Origin of the sequence: Alsobacter metallidurans (assembly GCF_014636935.1) — a bacterium.
Classification (GTDB): Bacteria; Pseudomonadota; Alphaproteobacteria; order Rhizobiales; family Beijerinckiaceae; genus Alsobacter; species Alsobacter metallidurans.
Map to the genome: position 1 here is coordinate 1,018,778 of NZ_BMES01000001.1, position 15,390 is coordinate 1,034,167.

The 15,390-nt window shown below is 70.0% G+C and carries 13 protein-coding genes; 6 read left to right on the forward strand and 7 right to left on the reverse strand.

The window, feature by feature from the left end:
* Positions 1-48: 48 nt before the first annotated feature.
* Together hisG and IEV99_RS04435 are read right to left on the reverse strand one after the other, a co-directional pair.
* Positions 49-1,032 carry an ATP phosphoribosyltransferase gene (hisG, locus tag IEV99_RS04430; protein WP_188516492.1) on the reverse strand — a complete coding sequence of 328 codons (984 nt, stop codon included), beginning with the start codon at positions 1,030-1,032 and terminating at the stop codon, positions 49-51.
* A complete protein-coding gene (locus tag IEV99_RS04435) occupies positions 1,029-2,150 on the reverse strand; it encodes an ATP phosphoribosyltransferase regulatory subunit (protein WP_188516493.1) in 1,122 nt (373 codons plus the stop codon). The genes hisG and IEV99_RS04435 overlap by 4 nt, the downstream gene beginning before the upstream one ends.
* A 207-nt stretch (positions 2,151-2,357) precedes the next feature.
* Here IEV99_RS04435 and IEV99_RS04440 point away from each other — a divergent pair, with 207 nt between their 5' ends.
* A complete protein-coding gene (locus IEV99_RS04440; protein ID WP_188516494.1) occupies positions 2,358-3,236 on the forward strand; it encodes a TIGR01459 family HAD-type hydrolase in 879 nt (292 codons plus the stop codon).
* A 15-nt stretch (positions 3,237-3,251) separates the two neighbouring features.
* On the opposite strand, the gene aptA is transcribed toward IEV99_RS04440, so the two are convergent.
* Both aptA and IEV99_RS04450 read right to left on the reverse strand, forming a co-directional pair.
* A complete protein-coding gene (gene aptA, locus IEV99_RS04445) occupies positions 3,252-4,601 on the reverse strand; it encodes an omega-aminotransferase AptA (RefSeq protein WP_188516495.1) in 1,350 nt (449 codons plus the stop codon).
* A 328-nt stretch (positions 4,602-4,929) separates the two neighbouring features.
* Positions 4,930-5,157 carry a heavy-metal-associated domain-containing protein gene (locus IEV99_RS04450; protein ID WP_188516496.1) on the reverse strand — a complete coding sequence of 76 codons (228 nt, stop codon included), beginning with the start codon at positions 5,155-5,157 and terminating at the stop codon, positions 4,930-4,932.
* A gap of 320 nt (positions 5,158-5,477) precedes the next feature.
* Between IEV99_RS04450 and IEV99_RS04455 the strand changes: the two genes are divergently transcribed.
* Entirely contained in the window at positions 5,478-7,100 is a 1,623-nt protein-coding gene (locus IEV99_RS04455) for an EAL domain-containing protein (protein ID WP_188516497.1), read from the forward strand.
* Between the two features lie 21 nt (positions 7,101-7,121).
* Here IEV99_RS04455 and hisS read toward each other — a convergent pair whose 3' ends face one another.
* The 3 genes from hisS to IEV99_RS04470 form a co-directional block, all read right to left on the reverse strand.
* A complete protein-coding gene (gene hisS / locus IEV99_RS04460; RefSeq protein WP_188516498.1) occupies positions 7,122-8,618 on the reverse strand; it encodes a histidine--tRNA ligase in 1,497 nt (498 codons plus the stop codon).
* 111 nt (positions 8,619-8,729) lie between these two features.
* A complete protein-coding gene (locus IEV99_RS04465; protein ID WP_188516499.1) occupies positions 8,730-9,356 on the reverse strand; it encodes a hypothetical protein in 627 nt (208 codons plus the stop codon).
* Positions 9,357-9,411: 55 nt separating this feature from the next.
* Positions 9,412-9,795 carry a response regulator gene (locus IEV99_RS04470; protein WP_188516500.1) on the reverse strand — a complete coding sequence of 128 codons (384 nt, stop codon included), beginning with the start codon at positions 9,793-9,795 and terminating at the stop codon, positions 9,412-9,414.
* 233 nt (positions 9,796-10,028) lie between these two features.
* Between IEV99_RS04470 and IEV99_RS04475 the strand changes: the two genes are divergently transcribed.
* The 4 genes from IEV99_RS04475 to lspA all read left to right on the forward strand — a co-directional run bounded on the left by IEV99_RS04475 (position 10,029) and on the right by lspA (position 15,339).
* Entirely contained in the window at positions 10,029-10,493 is a 465-nt protein-coding gene (locus IEV99_RS04475; RefSeq protein WP_188516501.1) for a MaoC family dehydratase, read from the forward strand.
* A gap of 89 nt (positions 10,494-10,582) precedes the next feature.
* The gene (locus IEV99_RS04480; protein ID WP_188516502.1) at positions 10,583-11,590 is read left to right on the forward strand and encodes a bifunctional riboflavin kinase/FAD synthetase; all 1,008 of its coding nucleotides are present in this window, start codon (positions 10,583-10,585) and stop codon (positions 11,588-11,590) included.
* A 219-nt stretch (positions 11,591-11,809) separates the two neighbouring features.
* Positions 11,810-14,812, forward strand: a complete 3,003-nt coding sequence (gene ileS, locus IEV99_RS04485; protein ID WP_188516503.1) for an isoleucine--tRNA ligase — start codon at positions 11,810-11,812, stop codon at positions 14,810-14,812.
* Complete coding sequence (gene lspA / locus IEV99_RS04490; protein ID WP_210318621.1) at positions 14,812-15,339, forward strand: signal peptidase II; 528 nt, start codon at positions 14,812-14,814, stop codon at positions 15,337-15,339. The genes ileS and lspA overlap by 1 nt, the downstream gene beginning before the upstream one ends.
* The last annotated feature ends 51 nt before the right edge of the window (positions 15,340-15,390 follow it).

The window sequence follows — 15,390 nt, forward strand, 5'->3', positions numbered from 1 at the left end:
TTCGCTCGCGCTCGCAATGACCGGGAGGGTGGCGCCATCCAAAAGCCCTCAGCCGCCGATGCGGCGTTCCAGCTTCTCGATCAGCGGGTTGGAGGCCGAGAACACGTAGTAGTTCTGCCGCACCGCCACGCGGGTGGCGCCCAGCGCCACGAGCGCTTCCGAGAGGGGAAAGATCTGCCCCGCCGGGCATTGCAGCGTCACCACCCCGGCGGCTTCGTCGCGCTGGATGAGGCGGGCCGAGAACGGCGCCAGCGCGTCCGCGCCCAGCGCGGCGCGGGGCAGGGTGGCGGTGACCTCGCGGGTGGTGCGGGCTTCTTCCTCGGCGGCGATGCGGGCCAGGATGGAGCGGGCGGCCCGGCGGGCGCGCTCGCCCCAGGGGGCCTGCGTGGAGGCCGCCAGATTGGCTTCGCTTTTCAGCATCACGCCATCGTCGATCACCTTCAGGGCGTTGGCGGCCAGCGTCGCGCCCGTTGTGGTGATGTCGACGATGAGCTCCGCCGCGCCTGAGGCCGGCGCGCCCTCGGTGGCGCCGAGGCTCTCGACGATGCGGTAGTCGGCGACGCCGTGCTGGGCGAAGAACGCGCGCGTCAGGTTCACGTATTTGGTGGCGACCCGCATCTTGCGGCCGTGCCGGGTGCGAAACACCGAGGCGACGTCCTCGAGATCCGCCATGCGGCGCACGTCGATCCAGGCCTGCGGCACCGCCACCACCACATTGGCGTGGCCGAAGCCGAGCGGCGTCAGGAGTTCGAGCTTCTGGTCCGCGTCCGGCAGGCTTTCGCGGATCAGGTCCTCGCCCGTGATGCCGAGATGCGCGCCGCCCTGCGACAGCTCGCGGGCGATCTCGGAGGCGGAAAGGAACAGCACCTCCACGTCCGGCACGCCCGCGATCACGCCGCGATAGTCGCGCGCGCCACGACCCTGCGACAGCGGCAGGCCGGCGCGCTTGAAGAACGCGAAGGCGTTTTCCTGCAGGCGGCCCTTGGACGGAACGGCCAGGATCAGCGGGGCGTCGGCGGTGTCGAACGTCATGCCAGCGCTCCTGCGAGCCGGTCGAGCCAGATGGAGCAGCCCACGGCCGGGATGGGGTGGGAGGCGCCGAGCGTCTGGATCAGGCGGTCGTAGCGGCCGCCGCCGACGATCGGCCGGGCGTCTGCCTCACCGCCGTCGCGGATCTCGAACACCACGCCGGTGTAGTAGTCGAGGTTGCGGCCGAAGGCGGCAGAAAAGGCGATCTGCGCCACGTCCACGCCGCGCGCCGCGATGAAGCCCGTGCGGGCGTCGAAGCTGTCGAGCACGGCGCCGAGATCGAGCCGGGCCTCGGCCGCCAGCGCGCGCAGTTGCGACGAGGCGGCGTCCGGATCGCCCGCGATGGCGGCGAAGCGCCGCAGCACCGCGACCGCCTCGGGCGAAACGCCGGCGTCGGCCTCGGCTTCGGCGCGGGCCAGGAAGCGCTCGGCGATTTCGGCGGCGGTGCGGCCGCCCACGGTCGAGATGCCCGCGATGTTGAGCACGTCCTCCACAAAGGCGCGGGCCGCCTTGGGGTCCTGCCCCTGCACGGCGCGCAGCAGGCCGGCATGTTCGCCGCCCACCGCGTGCGCGGCCGTGAGGTCCTCGCCCAGCGCGGCGGCGAGCTGGCCTTGCGCGTAGGCCCGGCGCAGCTGGCGGGCGCGGGCGGGCGGCAGCGCAAGCGCATCCAGCAGAGCGGTAAACAGGCCGACGTCGCCGAGCCGGATCTCGGGGCGGCGCAGGCCCATCGCGTTCACGGCGTCGAACGCGATGGCGAGAACCTCCGCGTCCGCCGCCTCGGCGTCGTCGCGACCGTAGGATTCGATGCCGGCCTGCCAGAACTCGCCGCTCTCGCCGGCGCGCAGCCGGAACACCGGGCCGCCATAGGAGAGCGCCGCCGGCTCGGCCGCGCCGGGCGAGGCCAGATAGGCGCGCGCCACCGGGATGGTGTATTCGGGCCGCAGCGCCCATTCGCGGCCGGCCGCGTCCGTGGTGACGAACATGCGGGCGCGGATGTCCTCGCCCGAGAGGTCCAGGAACACGTCGGCGGGCTGCAGCACGGGCGGCTCGACCCGGCCGTAGCCGGAATCGCCGAAGCTCGCGACCAGCGCGTCGGCCAGATCCTGTGGCGTGCGGTCCATGTCCCTTGTCCTGCCTCGCGTCCTGCGGCGTCGATCCCATAGCAGGCGAGGACGCGGGGCGCGACCTTCTTTGCCGTGGAGGGTGAACGCTCCGTAGAGCCGCCGCGGCCGCGCGGCGCCGCCGCCTTGACACGCGCCCGCAGCGCCGGTAGCGGCGGGGCTCCTTCCCGTTCCCCAACAGCGGCCTCGCCGCGCCAGCGGTGACCCATGACGACGACCACAGCGCTGCCCGAGATCCTGTCCGGCGTCGAGGGCTGGATCGGCCGCTACGACCTCATCCTGTGCGACATCTGGGGCGTGCTGCACGACGGCCTGAAGGCCCATCCGGGCGCGGGCGATGCGCTCACGCGCTTCCGGCAGGCCGGCGGCACGGTGGTGCTGGTCTCCAACGCGCCGCGGCCGGCGCTGGCGGTGGTTCCGCATCTCGACCAGCTCGGCGTCGTGCGCTCGGCCTGGGACGGCGCGGTGACGTCGGGCGACGTCACCCGGGCGATGCTGGAGGAGCGGGCCGGCACGGCCTATTACTGGCTCGGCCCGGACCGCGACGCGCCCCTGTTCGACGGCCTCTCGGCCCGGCAGGTCCCGCTGGAGGAGGCGGAGCTCATCGTCTGCACCGGGCTGCTCCATGACGAGCACGAGACCCCGGCCGACTACGCCGCGCTCCTTGCCGCCGCCAAGGCGCGAGCCCTGCCCTTCGTGTGCGCCAACCCGGACCTCGTGGTGGAGCGCGGGCAGGACCTGATCTACTGCGCGGGCGCGCTGGCGCAGGCCTATGAGGAGATCGGCGGCGAGACGATCTACGCCGGCAAGCCCTACCCGGCCGTGTATGCGGCTGCGCGCGACATCGGCGCGTCCATCCGGCGTGAGCGAACGCCCGAGAGCCGCATCCTGGCCATCGGCGACGCGCTGCGCACCGACATCGCGGGCGCGAACCAGCTCGGCTGCGACTCGCTGTTCGTGGCGCGCGGCATTCATACGCACGAGCTCGGCATCGCGGACCGCCCGCTCCACGAGGAGGGCCTCGCCCGCCTGATGGCGACCGCGACCGTGAAGCCCACCGCCGCGATCGACAAGCTCGCCTGGTAGGGCGAGCGGCCGCGCTTATGCGACCGCGCGGATCACCTTCCCGAGCTTGTCGACGAGTTCGCCGATCTGCTCCTCGGTGATGATCAGCGGTGGCGTCACCGCGATGGTCTCGCCGGTGATGCGGATCATGAGGTCATGGTCCCGGAACGCCCGGTCCATGGCCTCGAAGGCGCGCTTGCCGACCGCGTCCGGGCGCGACGCGAGATCGATGGCGCCGACCATGCCCACGGCCCGGATGTCGAGCACGTTGGGCAGGCCCTTCAGGGTCATGATCGCGTCGATCCACTTCGGCTCCATCGCCTTGGAGCGTTCGAACAGGTTCTCGTCGCGATAAAGGTCGAGCGTGGCGAGGCCGGCGGCGGCCGCCAGCGGGTGGCCCGAATAGGTGTAGCCGTGGAAGAGTTCGATGGCGTTGTCGGGCCCATTCATGAAGGCGTCGTAGATGCCCTTGCGGGCGATCACGCCGCCCATCGGCACCGTGCCCGAGTTCACCGCCTTCGCGAAGGTGATCATGTCCGGCACGACGCCGTAGCGCTCGGCCGCGAAGGCGCAGCCCAGGCGCCCGAAGCCCGAGATCACCTCGTCGAAGATCAGCAGGATGCCGTGCTTGTCGCAGATCTCGCGCAGGCGCTTCAGGTAGCCCTTGGGCGGCGGCAGCACGCCGGTGGAGCCCGCCATCGGCTCCACGATCACGGCCGCGATGGTGGACGCGTCATGAAGGGTGACGATGCGCTCGAGGTCGTCCGCCAGGTGCGCGCCCCATTCGGGCTCGCCCTTGGTGAAGGCCTGTTCCTGGCGGTTGTAGGTGTGCGGCAGGTGGTCGACGCCGGCCAGCAGCGAGCCAAAGAACTTGCGGTTGTTGACGATGCCGCCCACCGAGATGCCGCCGAATCCGACGCCGTGGTAGCCGCGCTCGCGGCCGATCAGGCGGGTGCGCGAGCCCTGCCCCTTCACGTTCCAGTAGGCGAGCGCGATCTTGAGCGCGGTGTCGACCGCTTCCGAGCCCGAATTGGCGAAGAACACGTGGTCGAGGTCGGCAGGCGCCAGCGCGGCGATGCGCGAGGCGAGCTGGAAGGCTTTGGGGTGGCCGAACTGGAAGGTCGGCGCGAAGTCGAGCTCCGCCGCCTGCTTCTGGATGGCCTCCACGATCGGCTGGCGGCCATGCCCGGCGTTGCAGCACCACAGCCCCGCGACGCCGTCCAGGATCTTGCGGCCCTCGGGGGTGATGTAGTGCATGTCCTTCGCTCCCGCGATCATGCGCGGGTTCTGCTTGAAGGAGCGGTTGGCCGTGAACGGCAGCCAGAACGCGTCGAGGTCGTTCGGGGCGACGTCGCGGCCGGACAGGTGATCGTGAGCAAGGGACATAAAGGGCCTCCGGTCGGTCGGCGACGGCGCTGATCGTGTCCGAAAAGCCTAGCAGGGCGCCAGCCCGCGCGAAAGCCGCCCCCATGCGTGGCCCCTGCGAAACTGCGGCCGTCCGCCGCAGCTTTTTGGCAGAAGATGCGAGAAGGCGGGGATGTGTCGGGTGCTGGGAGGCTGTGGAGAGCGCCTCGCCGTCATTGCGAGCCGGAGGCGAAGCAATCCAGCCTAGCGCCGGGCCATTTGACTGGATTGCTTCGCTGTCGCTCGCAACGACGGGAGGGTGGGGCGGCTAAACCGCTTTCCCGTCAAAGCGGCGCGAGCGATCGCGCCCTTACGCCAGCGGCACGGCCTCGTAGCCGGCCTTGGTGATGGCCTCGGCCAGTCCGTGCGGGTCGGCGCTGGTGCGGGCGTTGACGCGGGCGTTGTCGAGGTCGACCGAGACTTCGGCGCCGGGGTCGAGCCGCTTCACGACGCGGGTCACCGCGTTGGCGCAGCCGCCGCAGGTCATCCCTTTCACCGCGAGGACGACGTCGGGCGTGGTGTTCAGTGCTTCGCTCATGCTCGCCTCCAGACGTGGCGCCGCGCACGGGGCGTCCGCCATTCCGGCTTCACATAGGCGCGCGCTTGTCCTGCGCCAAGCACCCAGCGCCAAGAACCCCGCGCCGGGATCGCCGCATGACGCTACCCGCCCGGCCTACCCCTAAGGGCGGCCGCTACGTGAAAAAGGCCGGGAAAGCACGGGCGCAAAAAGGGAAACAGCTTTTCGGGCGCGGGAGGATGCGACACTCTCCGGCCCAAAGGCGGTTTTGTCGGGCAACGTGCGGTGATTCGCAGGCGCGGCGGCCGTTGGGGCAGCATCAACCGGGCATCCGTTCCGCCGTGACCAGCAGGTTCGAACCCATCGCCATCTTCGCGGGCGTCGTTATTCTGGCCGTCGCGAGCGCGCTCACGCTGTGGAGCGGCTTAGGCCTGTCCTGGCCGGTTTCGGCGCTGGCCGGCATGGGCGTGGCCGTGGCGCTGTTGGCGATCGCCGCCTGGTCGCGCCGCGGCGCCGCCCCGGCGCCCATCAACACCAGCGAGGTCGCGGCTGTCCTGGAAGAGCTGGCGGCGACGCGCGAGCGCCTGGCCGCCGTCGAGGAGCGCATGGGCGTGCTCGATCGCGCCATGGTGGAATACAGCCGCAAGACCGTTACGGCCGTCGCCAACGAGCTCGACATGGTGGGTTCCGTCGTGCGCGATCTTGCCCAGGCTGTCGCGATGCACGACGCCGAATTGTTCGCGCGGACGGACGGCCCCAACCTGCCCGCCGACGCTTCAGCCGCCGACGTGGCGCGTTCAGCCTTTCAGGCCCCGCCCGAGGCTGTGCGCGCCGCCGAAGCCGATCCGCAGGCCGAGCCGCCGGCGCCGAGGCCCGGCCAGTCGCGCGAGGACAGAAACGTCGTCGCCAGGGCGATCACGCAGGAGCGGCTCGATCTTTTTCTTCAGCCCATCATGGCCGCGCCGCACCGCAGAGTGACGCTCTACGAGACCATGGCGCGCGTGCGGTTGCCCTCCGGCGCGTTCGTGGAGATGCCCGACGTCGCCGCGGTCGCGCAGCAGCGCGGCCTCGCGGCCCAGTTCGACGCCTATCTGCTCGCCAATGTGGTGAAGATCGCCCGCCACTTGCTCGGGCGCGGCCGCGACGTCCCGATCCTGTGCGGCCTCACCACGCGCGCTCTGGTGGACCAGACCTTTTTCCAGGCCCTCACGGCGCTCGGGGCGGCGGAGCGCGAACTCGTCGGCCGCATCGTCTTCCAGTTCCCGCTCGCAGACGTGCGCGCTTTCGGCGTGCTGGAACTGGAGGGGTTGGAGGCCATCCGCGAGCTCGGGTTCCGCTTCGCGGTGTCGGGCGTGTCGGACCTGAAGCTGGACGCGCGGCCTTTGTTCGAGCGTGGCTTCCGCTTCGTCAGCGTTCCGGCCGAGTTGCTGCTGGCGGCGCAGAGCGGCGCCGTGCCGACCGATATCCATCCCGCCGACCTAGCGGGCCTCATGGCCCGGCATGGCCTGGCGCTGATCGTCGAGGGCGTGGACGCCGATGACGTGATGATCGACTTGGCGGATTTCAGCGTCGCTCTGGCGCGCGGCGACATCTTCGGCGCGCCGCGGCCGGTGCGGGCGGACGTGCTGGCCGAGCGGCCGGCGGCTGAAGGCCGGCCCTCGCCCGAGCCTCAGGCAGGGCCTGCCACGCAGGCGGCGCCTGCCACGCAGGCATTCCGGCCCGAGCCGGTGTCGGCCGCCGCCCGGGCGCGCACGGCCGCGACGCCCCAGCCCCGAACCGAGACCGTGATGCCGCCCCCGGATTCGGCGCTCGCCGCTCTGGTGCGCGAGCTTGGCGCGTCCCGCTCGGCGCCGCAACCGCAACAGTCTGCCCCGGCGGAGCCGGCCGCGACGGACCCGGCCGCAACCGGCGACGGCCTGCGCCAGTCGCTTCGCTCATTTCTGAAAAACGGCGCCGGGCGCTGAGCCCGGCCTCCGCCGCGATTCCTAGCCGGCGTGGCGGGCCAGCACCTTGCGGACGGCCTCGACCAGCTCGGCCTCCGGAACCTCGAACTGCGCCTCGGCCTGCATGGCGAGGTAGGTCTCCCGGTCGGGCGCGCCCGACAGCTTGGCGCCGAGCACGAGGTCCTTGACCTGCACGGCCCCCTTCTCGCGCTCGTTGGAGCCCTGGATCACCACGCAGTTGCTGCCGCGGCGGTCGGCGTATTTCATTTGCGGCTTCATGCCCGCGCCCCCGAGATAAAGCTCGGAGCGGATGCCCGCGCGCCGCAGCTGCGCGACGAGACCCTGGTAGTGGGCGATCTGGTCGCGGTCCATCACCAGCACGACCACGGGCCCGAGCCCGGCCTTGTCCTCGATCTTGCCCAGCACCGTCAGCGCCGCCAGGAGCCGTGACACGCCGATCGAGAAGCCCGTCGCCGGGACCGGCTCGCCACGAAAGCGCGCCACGAGCCCGTCATAGCGCCCGCCGCCCGCCACCGAGCCGAAGCGCACCGGCTTGCCGTCCTCGTCCTTCACCTCGAAGGTAAGCTCGGCCTCGTAGACCGGGCCGGTGTAGTATTCGAGGCCGCGGACAACCGAGGGATCGATGACGACGCGGCCGTCATCATAGCCGCCGGCCCGGATGAGAACCGAGATCTGGTCCAGCTCGGAGACGCCCTCGACGCCGCGAGCCGAGCCGCCGACGACTTCGGCGAGAGCCGATAGCGTTCCGGCCGCGTCGTCCCGCTTGGCGTCCGTGAAGGCCAGCACGCGCGCAATCGCGTCGGCGCTCAGGCCCGCGCCCTTGGTGAAGTCCCCGCTCGGGTCCATGCGCCCCGGGCCCAGCAGGTCGCGCACGCCTTCCGGCCCCACCTTGTCGAGCTTGTCGATGGCGCGCAGCACGATGAGGCGCTTGCCGGCGTTCTCGTCGCCCGCGAGGCCGATCGCCTCCAGCACGCCGTCCAGCACCTTTCGGTTGTTGACCTTCACGACGTACTGGCCGCGCGGAATGCCGACTTTCTCCAGCGTGTCGGCCATCAGCATGGCGGCCTCGGCATCCGCCGCCACCGAGGGCGCGCCCACCGTGTCGGCGTCGAACTGCATGAATTGGCGGAAGCGGCCGGGGCCGGGCTTCTCGTTGCGGAACACCCAGCCGCAGCGGTAGCTGCGGTAAGGCTTCGGCAGGCTGTCGAAGCGCTCGGCGACCGAGCGGGCGAGGGGCGCCGTGAGATCGTAGCGCAGCGACAACCACTGGTCGTCATCGTCCTGGAACGAGAACACGCCCTCGTTCGGCCGGTCCTGGTCCGGCAGGAACTTGCCCAGCGCCTCGGTGTATTCCACGAAGGGGGTTTCCACCGCCTCGAAGCCGTAGAGCTCGAACGTGTCGCGGATGGCCGCGAGCATGCGCTCGGTGGCGGCGATCTCGGCCGGGCCGCGGTCGGCGAAGCCGCGCGGCAGCCGCGCCTTCACGCGGGCGGCGGATGTGTCGTCAGTGTCGGCCATGATGGGGCGCCCGGAACTTGCAAAACTGCCCGCGTCCTAGAGCATTTTTGGCCCGAGCGGTATCCGGCGTCGCGAAAAAGGCGCACCGGCGCGGCGCGCCGATAGACGCGCCTACTTCCAGGCGATGTCGTTCAGGTCGTCGAAGATCTCGTCGACGCGCTGCTGGTCGTTGCCTTCGCCCGGCGCGGCGGGGCCGATCGGCTCGAAGCCGTCGGCGCCGATGGGCGCATAGTCGATCAGGTCGGGCGTGGTGCGCGTGTGGACCATGGTGGCCAGCCGCGACAGGCGCCGCTCCAGCGTCTGCATGGTGGAGCGTATGCGCTGGGCCCGCTGGCGGGCCAGGTCCTGGAACGCGCAGGCAACGAAGATGGCCGTCATCTTCTCGCCCACGAACGCCTTGTAGGCGACGGAATCCATCGCGCCGGCGGCGGCCACGACTTCCTCGGCCGCCCCCATGATGGACTGCGACGACCGTTCGGTGCCCTCGATGATGCAGTCGAGTTCGCGGATGGTGGCCGGGATGCGGTCCTTGGCGATTTCGTCCGCGCCCAGGCGCGCCACCTCCTGGCGAAGAAAGCGAAGGTAGTCGGCGGCTGCGTTGAGCTCGCGCACGAGCGGCGTACGCGATCCGGCGGCCTCGCCGGCCAGCGCCTCGAGCGGGCGCATCGGCCGATGGTGGACGCCGCGCGCCGGCGTTGCGGCGTGTGCGGGGGATGGGCGGGCGGCGCTGTCGGTCATGGGTCTTGTCTCGAGCGCACGGCTTCGGCGTCGCGGGGGTGCGACGCGAGACCGCTCAGGGGCCGCAAACGGCGTCGATCTTCGCCTTCAGGGTCTGGGCGTTGAACGGCTTGACGATGTAGCTCGACACGCCCGCCTTCTTGGCCGCGATGACGTTGTCGGTCTTCGACTCGGCCGTGACCATGATGAAGGGGGTGTCCTTCAGGCCGTCGTCGGCCCGCACCGTCTTCAGGAGCTCGAAGCCGGTCATCGGCTCCATGTTCCAGTCCGAGATCACGAGCCCGTAGCGGCGCTGCTTCAGCTTCGCCATGGCCTGCACGCCGTCCGTGGCGTCGTCCACGTCTTCGAAGCCGAGCTGCTTGAGCAGGTTGCGAATGATGCGGATCATCGTCTGGTAGTCATCGACAACGAGGATCGGCATCGAAGTTTCGAAGCCCATGAACTGTCCCCCTCAAACGTGGGTCCTTGACCGACGTCTAGCTTCTGGATCGCAAGTGGCAGCCGCACTACCGACCGACACCCTAGCGGGCGCGGCTTTCAAACCTGTTAATGCCAAGGGTTTGAGTTGAATCGCGTAAAGTCCAATAGCTCGCTCGCTAACGTTTTGGCTAAGTTGGCCAGCGTGGCCTACACAAACAGGGCCAACCAGCGGTTGAAACAACAAGGAACCCGATGACGTTGCGCACTTACACGATCGATGAACTCAAGGTCGGCATGCGCGAAACGCTGCTCCGCACCGTGATGGAGAGCACCGTGAACACCTTCGCGGAGCTGTCCGGGGACGTAAATCCGGTTCATCTGTCGGACGATTACGCAGCCTCGACGCGCTTCGGCCAGCGCATCGCGCATGGCATGTTCACCGCCAGCCTTATCTCGGCCGTGATCGGCACACGGCTGCCCGGCCCGGGCGCGGTTTACCTGTCGCAGACGCTGCGCTTCGTCGCGCCGGTGAGGATCGGCGACGTGGTGGCGGCCGTGGTGGAGGTGGCCGAGATCATCGAGAAAGGCCGCCGCGTCCGGCTCGACTGCCACTGCCTGGTGGACGGAAAGCCGGTTCTGGAAGGCGAGGCCTGGGTGATGGCCCCGGCGGCGGCCCGGCCTCAGCCCGCGGCCGGTGAGGCCGTGGCCGGCGCTTGACCCGGCCGGCCGTGCACGCCAGTTTGCGCGCGGTTCGCGCCTGCCGGGCGCTCGCCATTGTTTCCGCCTCCTGAAAAGGCCCCCTCCGCGTGTCCGCTCCCGGATCAACCCTCTCCCATGAGCGCCCCTTCACGGTGGTGCGCGGCGCCGCCCCCGATGTGCGCGCGCTCGCCGGCGCGGTGGCGGCGGTGGGCAATTTCGATGGCGTCCATCTCGGCCACAAGGCGGTGATCGGCCGCGCCCAGGCGCTTGCGGCGCGGCTCGGGCGGCCCGCCTGCGTGCTCACCTTCGACCCGCATCCGCGCGCCTTTTTTCGCCCCGACGAGCCGATCTTCCCGCTCACGCCCGAGCCCGTGAAGCTCGCCTTGCTGGCCCGCATGGGCCTCGACGGCGCAATCGTGCTGCCCTTCGACAGCGCCTTGGCGGCGATGACCGCGCAGGATTTCCTGGCCGACCTGTTCGTGCGCCGCCTCGGCCTTTCCGGCGTGGTGGCGGGCTACGACTTCCACTTCGGCAACAATCGGCAGGGCACGCCGGCCTTTCTGGCCGAGCAGGGCAGGGCGCTTGGCCTTGCGGTCGACATCGTCGAACCCATGGCGCTGGAGGGCGGGCCCGTCTCGTCCACGGCGATCCGCCGCGCGCTCGCGGAGGGCGGCGTCGAGCAGGCCGCGCGGCTGTTGGGCTACCGCTGGGTGGTGCGCGCCGCCGTGCAGCACGGCGACAAACGCGGCCGCACGCTGGGCTACCCCACCGCCAACTTGCGCATGGCCCCGGGCTGCGCCCTGCGGCACGGCATCTACGCGGTGCGCATCGCGATCGACGGGGCAGTGCATGACGGCGTCGCGAGCTTCGGCCGCCGCCCGACCTTCGACGACGGCGCGCCGCTGCTGGAGGTCTTCGTGTTCGACTGGTCCGGCGACCTCTACGGCCGCACCGTGGACGTGGAGTTCGCGGCCTGGCTACGCGGCGAGCTGAAATTCGACTCGGCCGAGGCGCTCGTCGCCCGCATGGACAAGGACAGCCTCGAGGCCCGCGCCGCGCTGGCGCGCGCGCCGGACGTTCCGGCTCCGTCGGCGCTACCGCTGCGCTCCGTTTGACGCGCCAGCCCTTTATTCCCCACGCGCGCGCTGCTAGAACCCGCCGCATGACCGCCGCGGCGCGACGCGCGCTTTGCCCCGTTCTGCGAATTACCGGCCCGGCCCTCGGGTGAGGCGTTTTGCTTCGCGAGGGTCCGGGACTTCGGCGCATGCGCGCTTCTTTCGCCCGATCGTCTCTCGCCCGCCGCCTCGCGGCCGGCCCAATCCGGTTGCATCCCGATGAACGACGCCGCCTCCACGCCCGCCGGGCGCGATTATTCCAAGACGCTGTTTCTGCCGCAGACGGATTTCCCGATGCGCGCCGGCCTGCCGCAGGCCGAGCCCAAGCTGCTGCACCGCTGGGAGCAGAACCAGCTCTACCGGCTCCTTCGCGAGAGCGCGGCCGGGCGGCCAAAATTCGTGCTGCATGACGGCCCGCCCTACGCCAACGGCAACATCCACATCGGCCACGCGCTCAACAAGATCCTGAAGGACCTCGTCACCCGCTCGCAGCAGATGCTGGGCTACGACTCGAACTACGTGCCCGGCTGGGACTGCCACGGCCTGCCGATCGAGTGGAAGATCGAGGAGCAGTACCGCGCCAAGGGCAAGAACAAGGACGAGGTGCCGGTCGTCGAGTTCCGCAAGGAATGCCGCGCTTTCGCGGAGCATTGGCTCGGCGTGCAACGCGAGGAGTTCAAGCGCCTCGGCATCACGGGCGACTGGGAGAACCCCTACCTTACCATGGCCTACCCGGCCGAGGCGCAGATCTCGCACGAGATCATGAAGTTCGCCGCCACCGGGCAGCTTTATCGCGGCTCCAAGCCGGTGATGTGGTCCGTGGTGGAGCGCACCGCGCTCGCCGAGGCGGAGGTCGAGTACCACGACCACCAGTCAACCACGATCTTCGTGAAGTTCCCGGTCCGCGACACGTCCGACGTGTCGCTCAGCGACGCCTCCGTGGTGATCTGGACCACCACGCCCTGGACCATCCCGGCCAACCGGGCCATCGCGTATTCCAAGACCGTGGACTACGGCCTCTACAAGGTCACGGAGGCTCCCGAGGGCAACTGGGCCAAGGTCGGCGACCTCTACGTGCTGGCCGACAAGCTCGCCGACAGCGTCATGAAGTCCGCCAAGGTCGACGCGTACGAGCGCATCCGCGAACTTGACCCCGCCTTTATCGAGACCTGCTCGCACCCGCTCGCCGGCGTCGCGGAGGCGAACAGCTTCTACGATTTCGGCGTCCCGATGGTGCCGGCCGACTACGTCACGGACGACGCCGGCACGGGCTTCGTCCACACCGCGCCCGGCCACGGCGCGGACGACTACATCACCTTCATCAACAACCGGCAGGTCTTCGCCGCGGCCGGCACCCAGGAGGTGCCGCACACTGTGGGGCCGGACGGGGCTTACTATCCCAGCGTGGCGCTGTTCGCCGGCGCGCGTGTGCTGGACGACAAGGGGAAGGATGGCGACGCCAACAAGCGCGTCATCGAGAAGCTCGTCGAGGTCGGCGCGCTGGTGGCGCGTGGGCGCCTGCAGCACAGCTACCCGCATTCCTGGCGCTCCAAGGCGCCGCTGATCTTTCGCAATACGCCGCAATGGTTCATCGCCATGGACAAGGGCGTGCCGGCGCTGGGTAACAGGACGTTGCGCGAGGTCGCTCTCACGGCGATCAGCCACACCCGCTGGGTGCCGGCCGCCGGCGAGAACCGCATCAACGGCATGATCGAGAACCGGCCCGACTGGGTCATCTCGCGCCAGCGCGCCTGGGGCGTGCCCATCACGGTGTTCACCCGCGAGGACGACAGCGGCAACGTCATCGAGCTGGCGCCCGGCCCCGATTTCGCGGCCAGCGAGGCTCTCACCGCCCGCATCAAGGACGCCTTCGCCGAAAAGGGCGCGGACGCCTGGTTCGAGGGCGACCCGCGGCGCTTCCTGGAAGGCCTCGTGGACGACCCCTCCGCGTGGACGCCCGTCTATGACGTGCTCGACGTGTGGTTCGACTCCGGCTCCACGCACGCCTTCACGCTGGAGGATCCCGAGCAGTTCCCGGGTCTTGCGGGCATCCGCCGCGTCGTCGACGGCGGCCAGGACACCGTGATGTACCTGGAAGGCTCCGACCAGCATCGCGGCTGGTTTCATTCCTCGCTGCTGGAGAGCTGCGGCACCCGCGGCCGCGCGCCCTATGACGTGGTGCTGACGCACGGCTTCGTTCTGGACGAGAAGGGCCAGAAGATGTCGAAGTCGCAGGGCAACGTCACGGCCCCGCAGGACGTCATCAAGGAAGCCGGCGCCGACATCCTGCGCCTGTGGGTGGCGGCGGCCGACTACTCGGACGACCTGCGCATCGGCAAGGAGATCCTGAAGACCTTCGTGGAGACCTACCGCAAGCTGCGCAACACGCTGCGGTGGATGCTGGGCACGCTCGCGCATTATGATCCGGACGCGCCGCTGCCGACGCAGATGCCCGAGCTGGAGCGCTTTATCCTGCATCGGCTCGCCGAGCTCGACGGGCAGGTGCGCGAGGCCTATGCGGAATTCGACTACAAGCGCGTCATCGCGCTGCTCAGCAGCTTCATGACGAGCGACCTGTCGGCCTTCTACTTCGACGTCCGCAAGGACGTGCTGTATTGCGACCCGGCGTCGAGCGAGACCCGCATCGCTGCGTTGGCGGTGGTCGACGCGGTGTTCCGCCGCGTTAACGGCTGGCTCGCCCCCATCCTGGTGTTCACCGCCGAGGAAGCCTGGCTGGCGCGCAATCCCGCCTCCGGCGGTTCCGTGCATCTGGAGCTCTTCCCGGACACGCCCGCCGCCTGGCGCGACGATGCGCTCGCCGAGAAGTGGGCCCGCATCCGCCGCGTGCGCCGCGTCGTCACTGGAGCGCTGGAGATCGAGCGCGCCCAGAAGCGCATCGGCTCCTCGCTGGAGGCCGCGCCGGAGCTTTACGTGGTCGACGCCGATCTACGCGCGCTGCTAGCCACCGTCGACATGGCGGAGGTCTGCATCACGTCGGGTCTCGCCCTCATGGACGGCGAGGCTCCCGAAGGCGCGTTCAAGGTGGAGGACGCGCCCGGCGTCGCGGTCGTCTCCCGGCCGGCCCCCGGCCGCAAATGCGCTCGCTCGTGGAAGTTCTCCACCGAAATCGGCGCCGATCCCGACTACCCCGACGTCACGCCGCGCGACGCCGCCGCGTTGCGCGAATGGGATGCCGCCCACGCCGCGCAATCGGCAGCGTGATGGCCGCGCGCTTGCCCTGGCTCGGCGGTCTTGCCGCCGCCGTGGCCCTGCTGGCCGACCAGGCGTCCAAGTTCTGGATCCTCAACGTATTCCGGCTGCCCGAACGGCCGCCTGAGCGGGTCGGCCCGGTCGAACTCGTGATGGTGTGGAACCGCGGCGTGTCGTACGGGCTGTTCCAGCAGCACGAGGATTGGGGCCGCTATCTGCTGGTGGCCCTTTCGATCATCGCCGCCATCGGGCTTGCGATCTGGCTCAAGCGCGCCAGCACCGCCCTGGTGGCGGTTGCGCTCGGATTGCTGATCGGCGGCGCGATCGGCAACGCCATCGACCGGTTGCTCTATGGGGCCGTGGCGGACTTCGTTCTGCTCTACTGGATCCCGTTTTTCCCCTACGTGTTCAACGTCGCCGATTCGGCTATCGTTGCGGGAGTGGCCCTCCTTCTGTATGACTCCGTCGTCGTCGAAGGCCGCAAGGCGCGGCCGGCCGGGCAGGACGCCGCCGGGGCAGACCCGGGCGCAGGCATCTGAGGTTCGGCGCAGCGCCTTGAATTGGCCGCGTTAGGTGGGCATCAGCTCGCA

Excerpts from the sequence above, each read along its gene's own strand:
- hisG (WP_188516492.1), bottom strand. The coding sequence starts at position 1,032 with ATGACGTTCGACACCGCCGACGCCCCGCTGATCCTGGCCGTTCCGTCC.
- IEV99_RS04435 (WP_188516493.1), bottom strand. The coding sequence starts at position 2,150 with ATGGACCGCACGCCACAGGATCTGGCCGACGCGCTGGTCGCGAGCTTC.
- IEV99_RS04440 (WP_188516494.1), top strand. The coding sequence starts at position 2,358 with ATGACGACGACCACAGCGCTGCCCGAGATCCTGTCCGGCGTCGAGGGC.
- aptA (WP_188516495.1), bottom strand. The coding sequence starts at position 4,601 with ATGTCCCTTGCTCACGATCACCTGTCCGGCCGCGACGTCGCCCCGAAC.
- IEV99_RS04450 (WP_188516496.1), bottom strand. The coding sequence starts at position 5,157 with ATGAGCGAAGCACTGAACACCACGCCCGACGTCGTCCTCGCGGTGAAA.
- hisS (WP_188516498.1), bottom strand. The coding sequence starts at position 8,618 with ATGGCCGACACTGACGACACATCCGCCGCCCGCGTGAAGGCGCGGCTG.
- IEV99_RS04465 (WP_188516499.1), bottom strand. The coding sequence starts at position 9,356 with ATGACCGACAGCGCCGCCCGCCCATCCCCCGCACACGCCGCAACGCCG.
- IEV99_RS04470 (WP_188516500.1), bottom strand. The coding sequence starts at position 9,795 with ATGGGCTTCGAAACTTCGATGCCGATCCTCGTTGTCGATGACTACCAG.
- IEV99_RS04475 (WP_188516501.1), top strand. The coding sequence starts at position 10,029 with ATGACGTTGCGCACTTACACGATCGATGAACTCAAGGTCGGCATGCGC.
- ileS (WP_188516503.1), top strand. The coding sequence starts at position 11,810 with ATGAACGACGCCGCCTCCACGCCCGCCGGGCGCGATTATTCCAAGACG.
- lspA (WP_210318621.1), top strand. The coding sequence starts at position 14,812 with ATGGCCGCGCGCTTGCCCTGGCTCGGCGGTCTTGCCGCCGCCGTGGCC.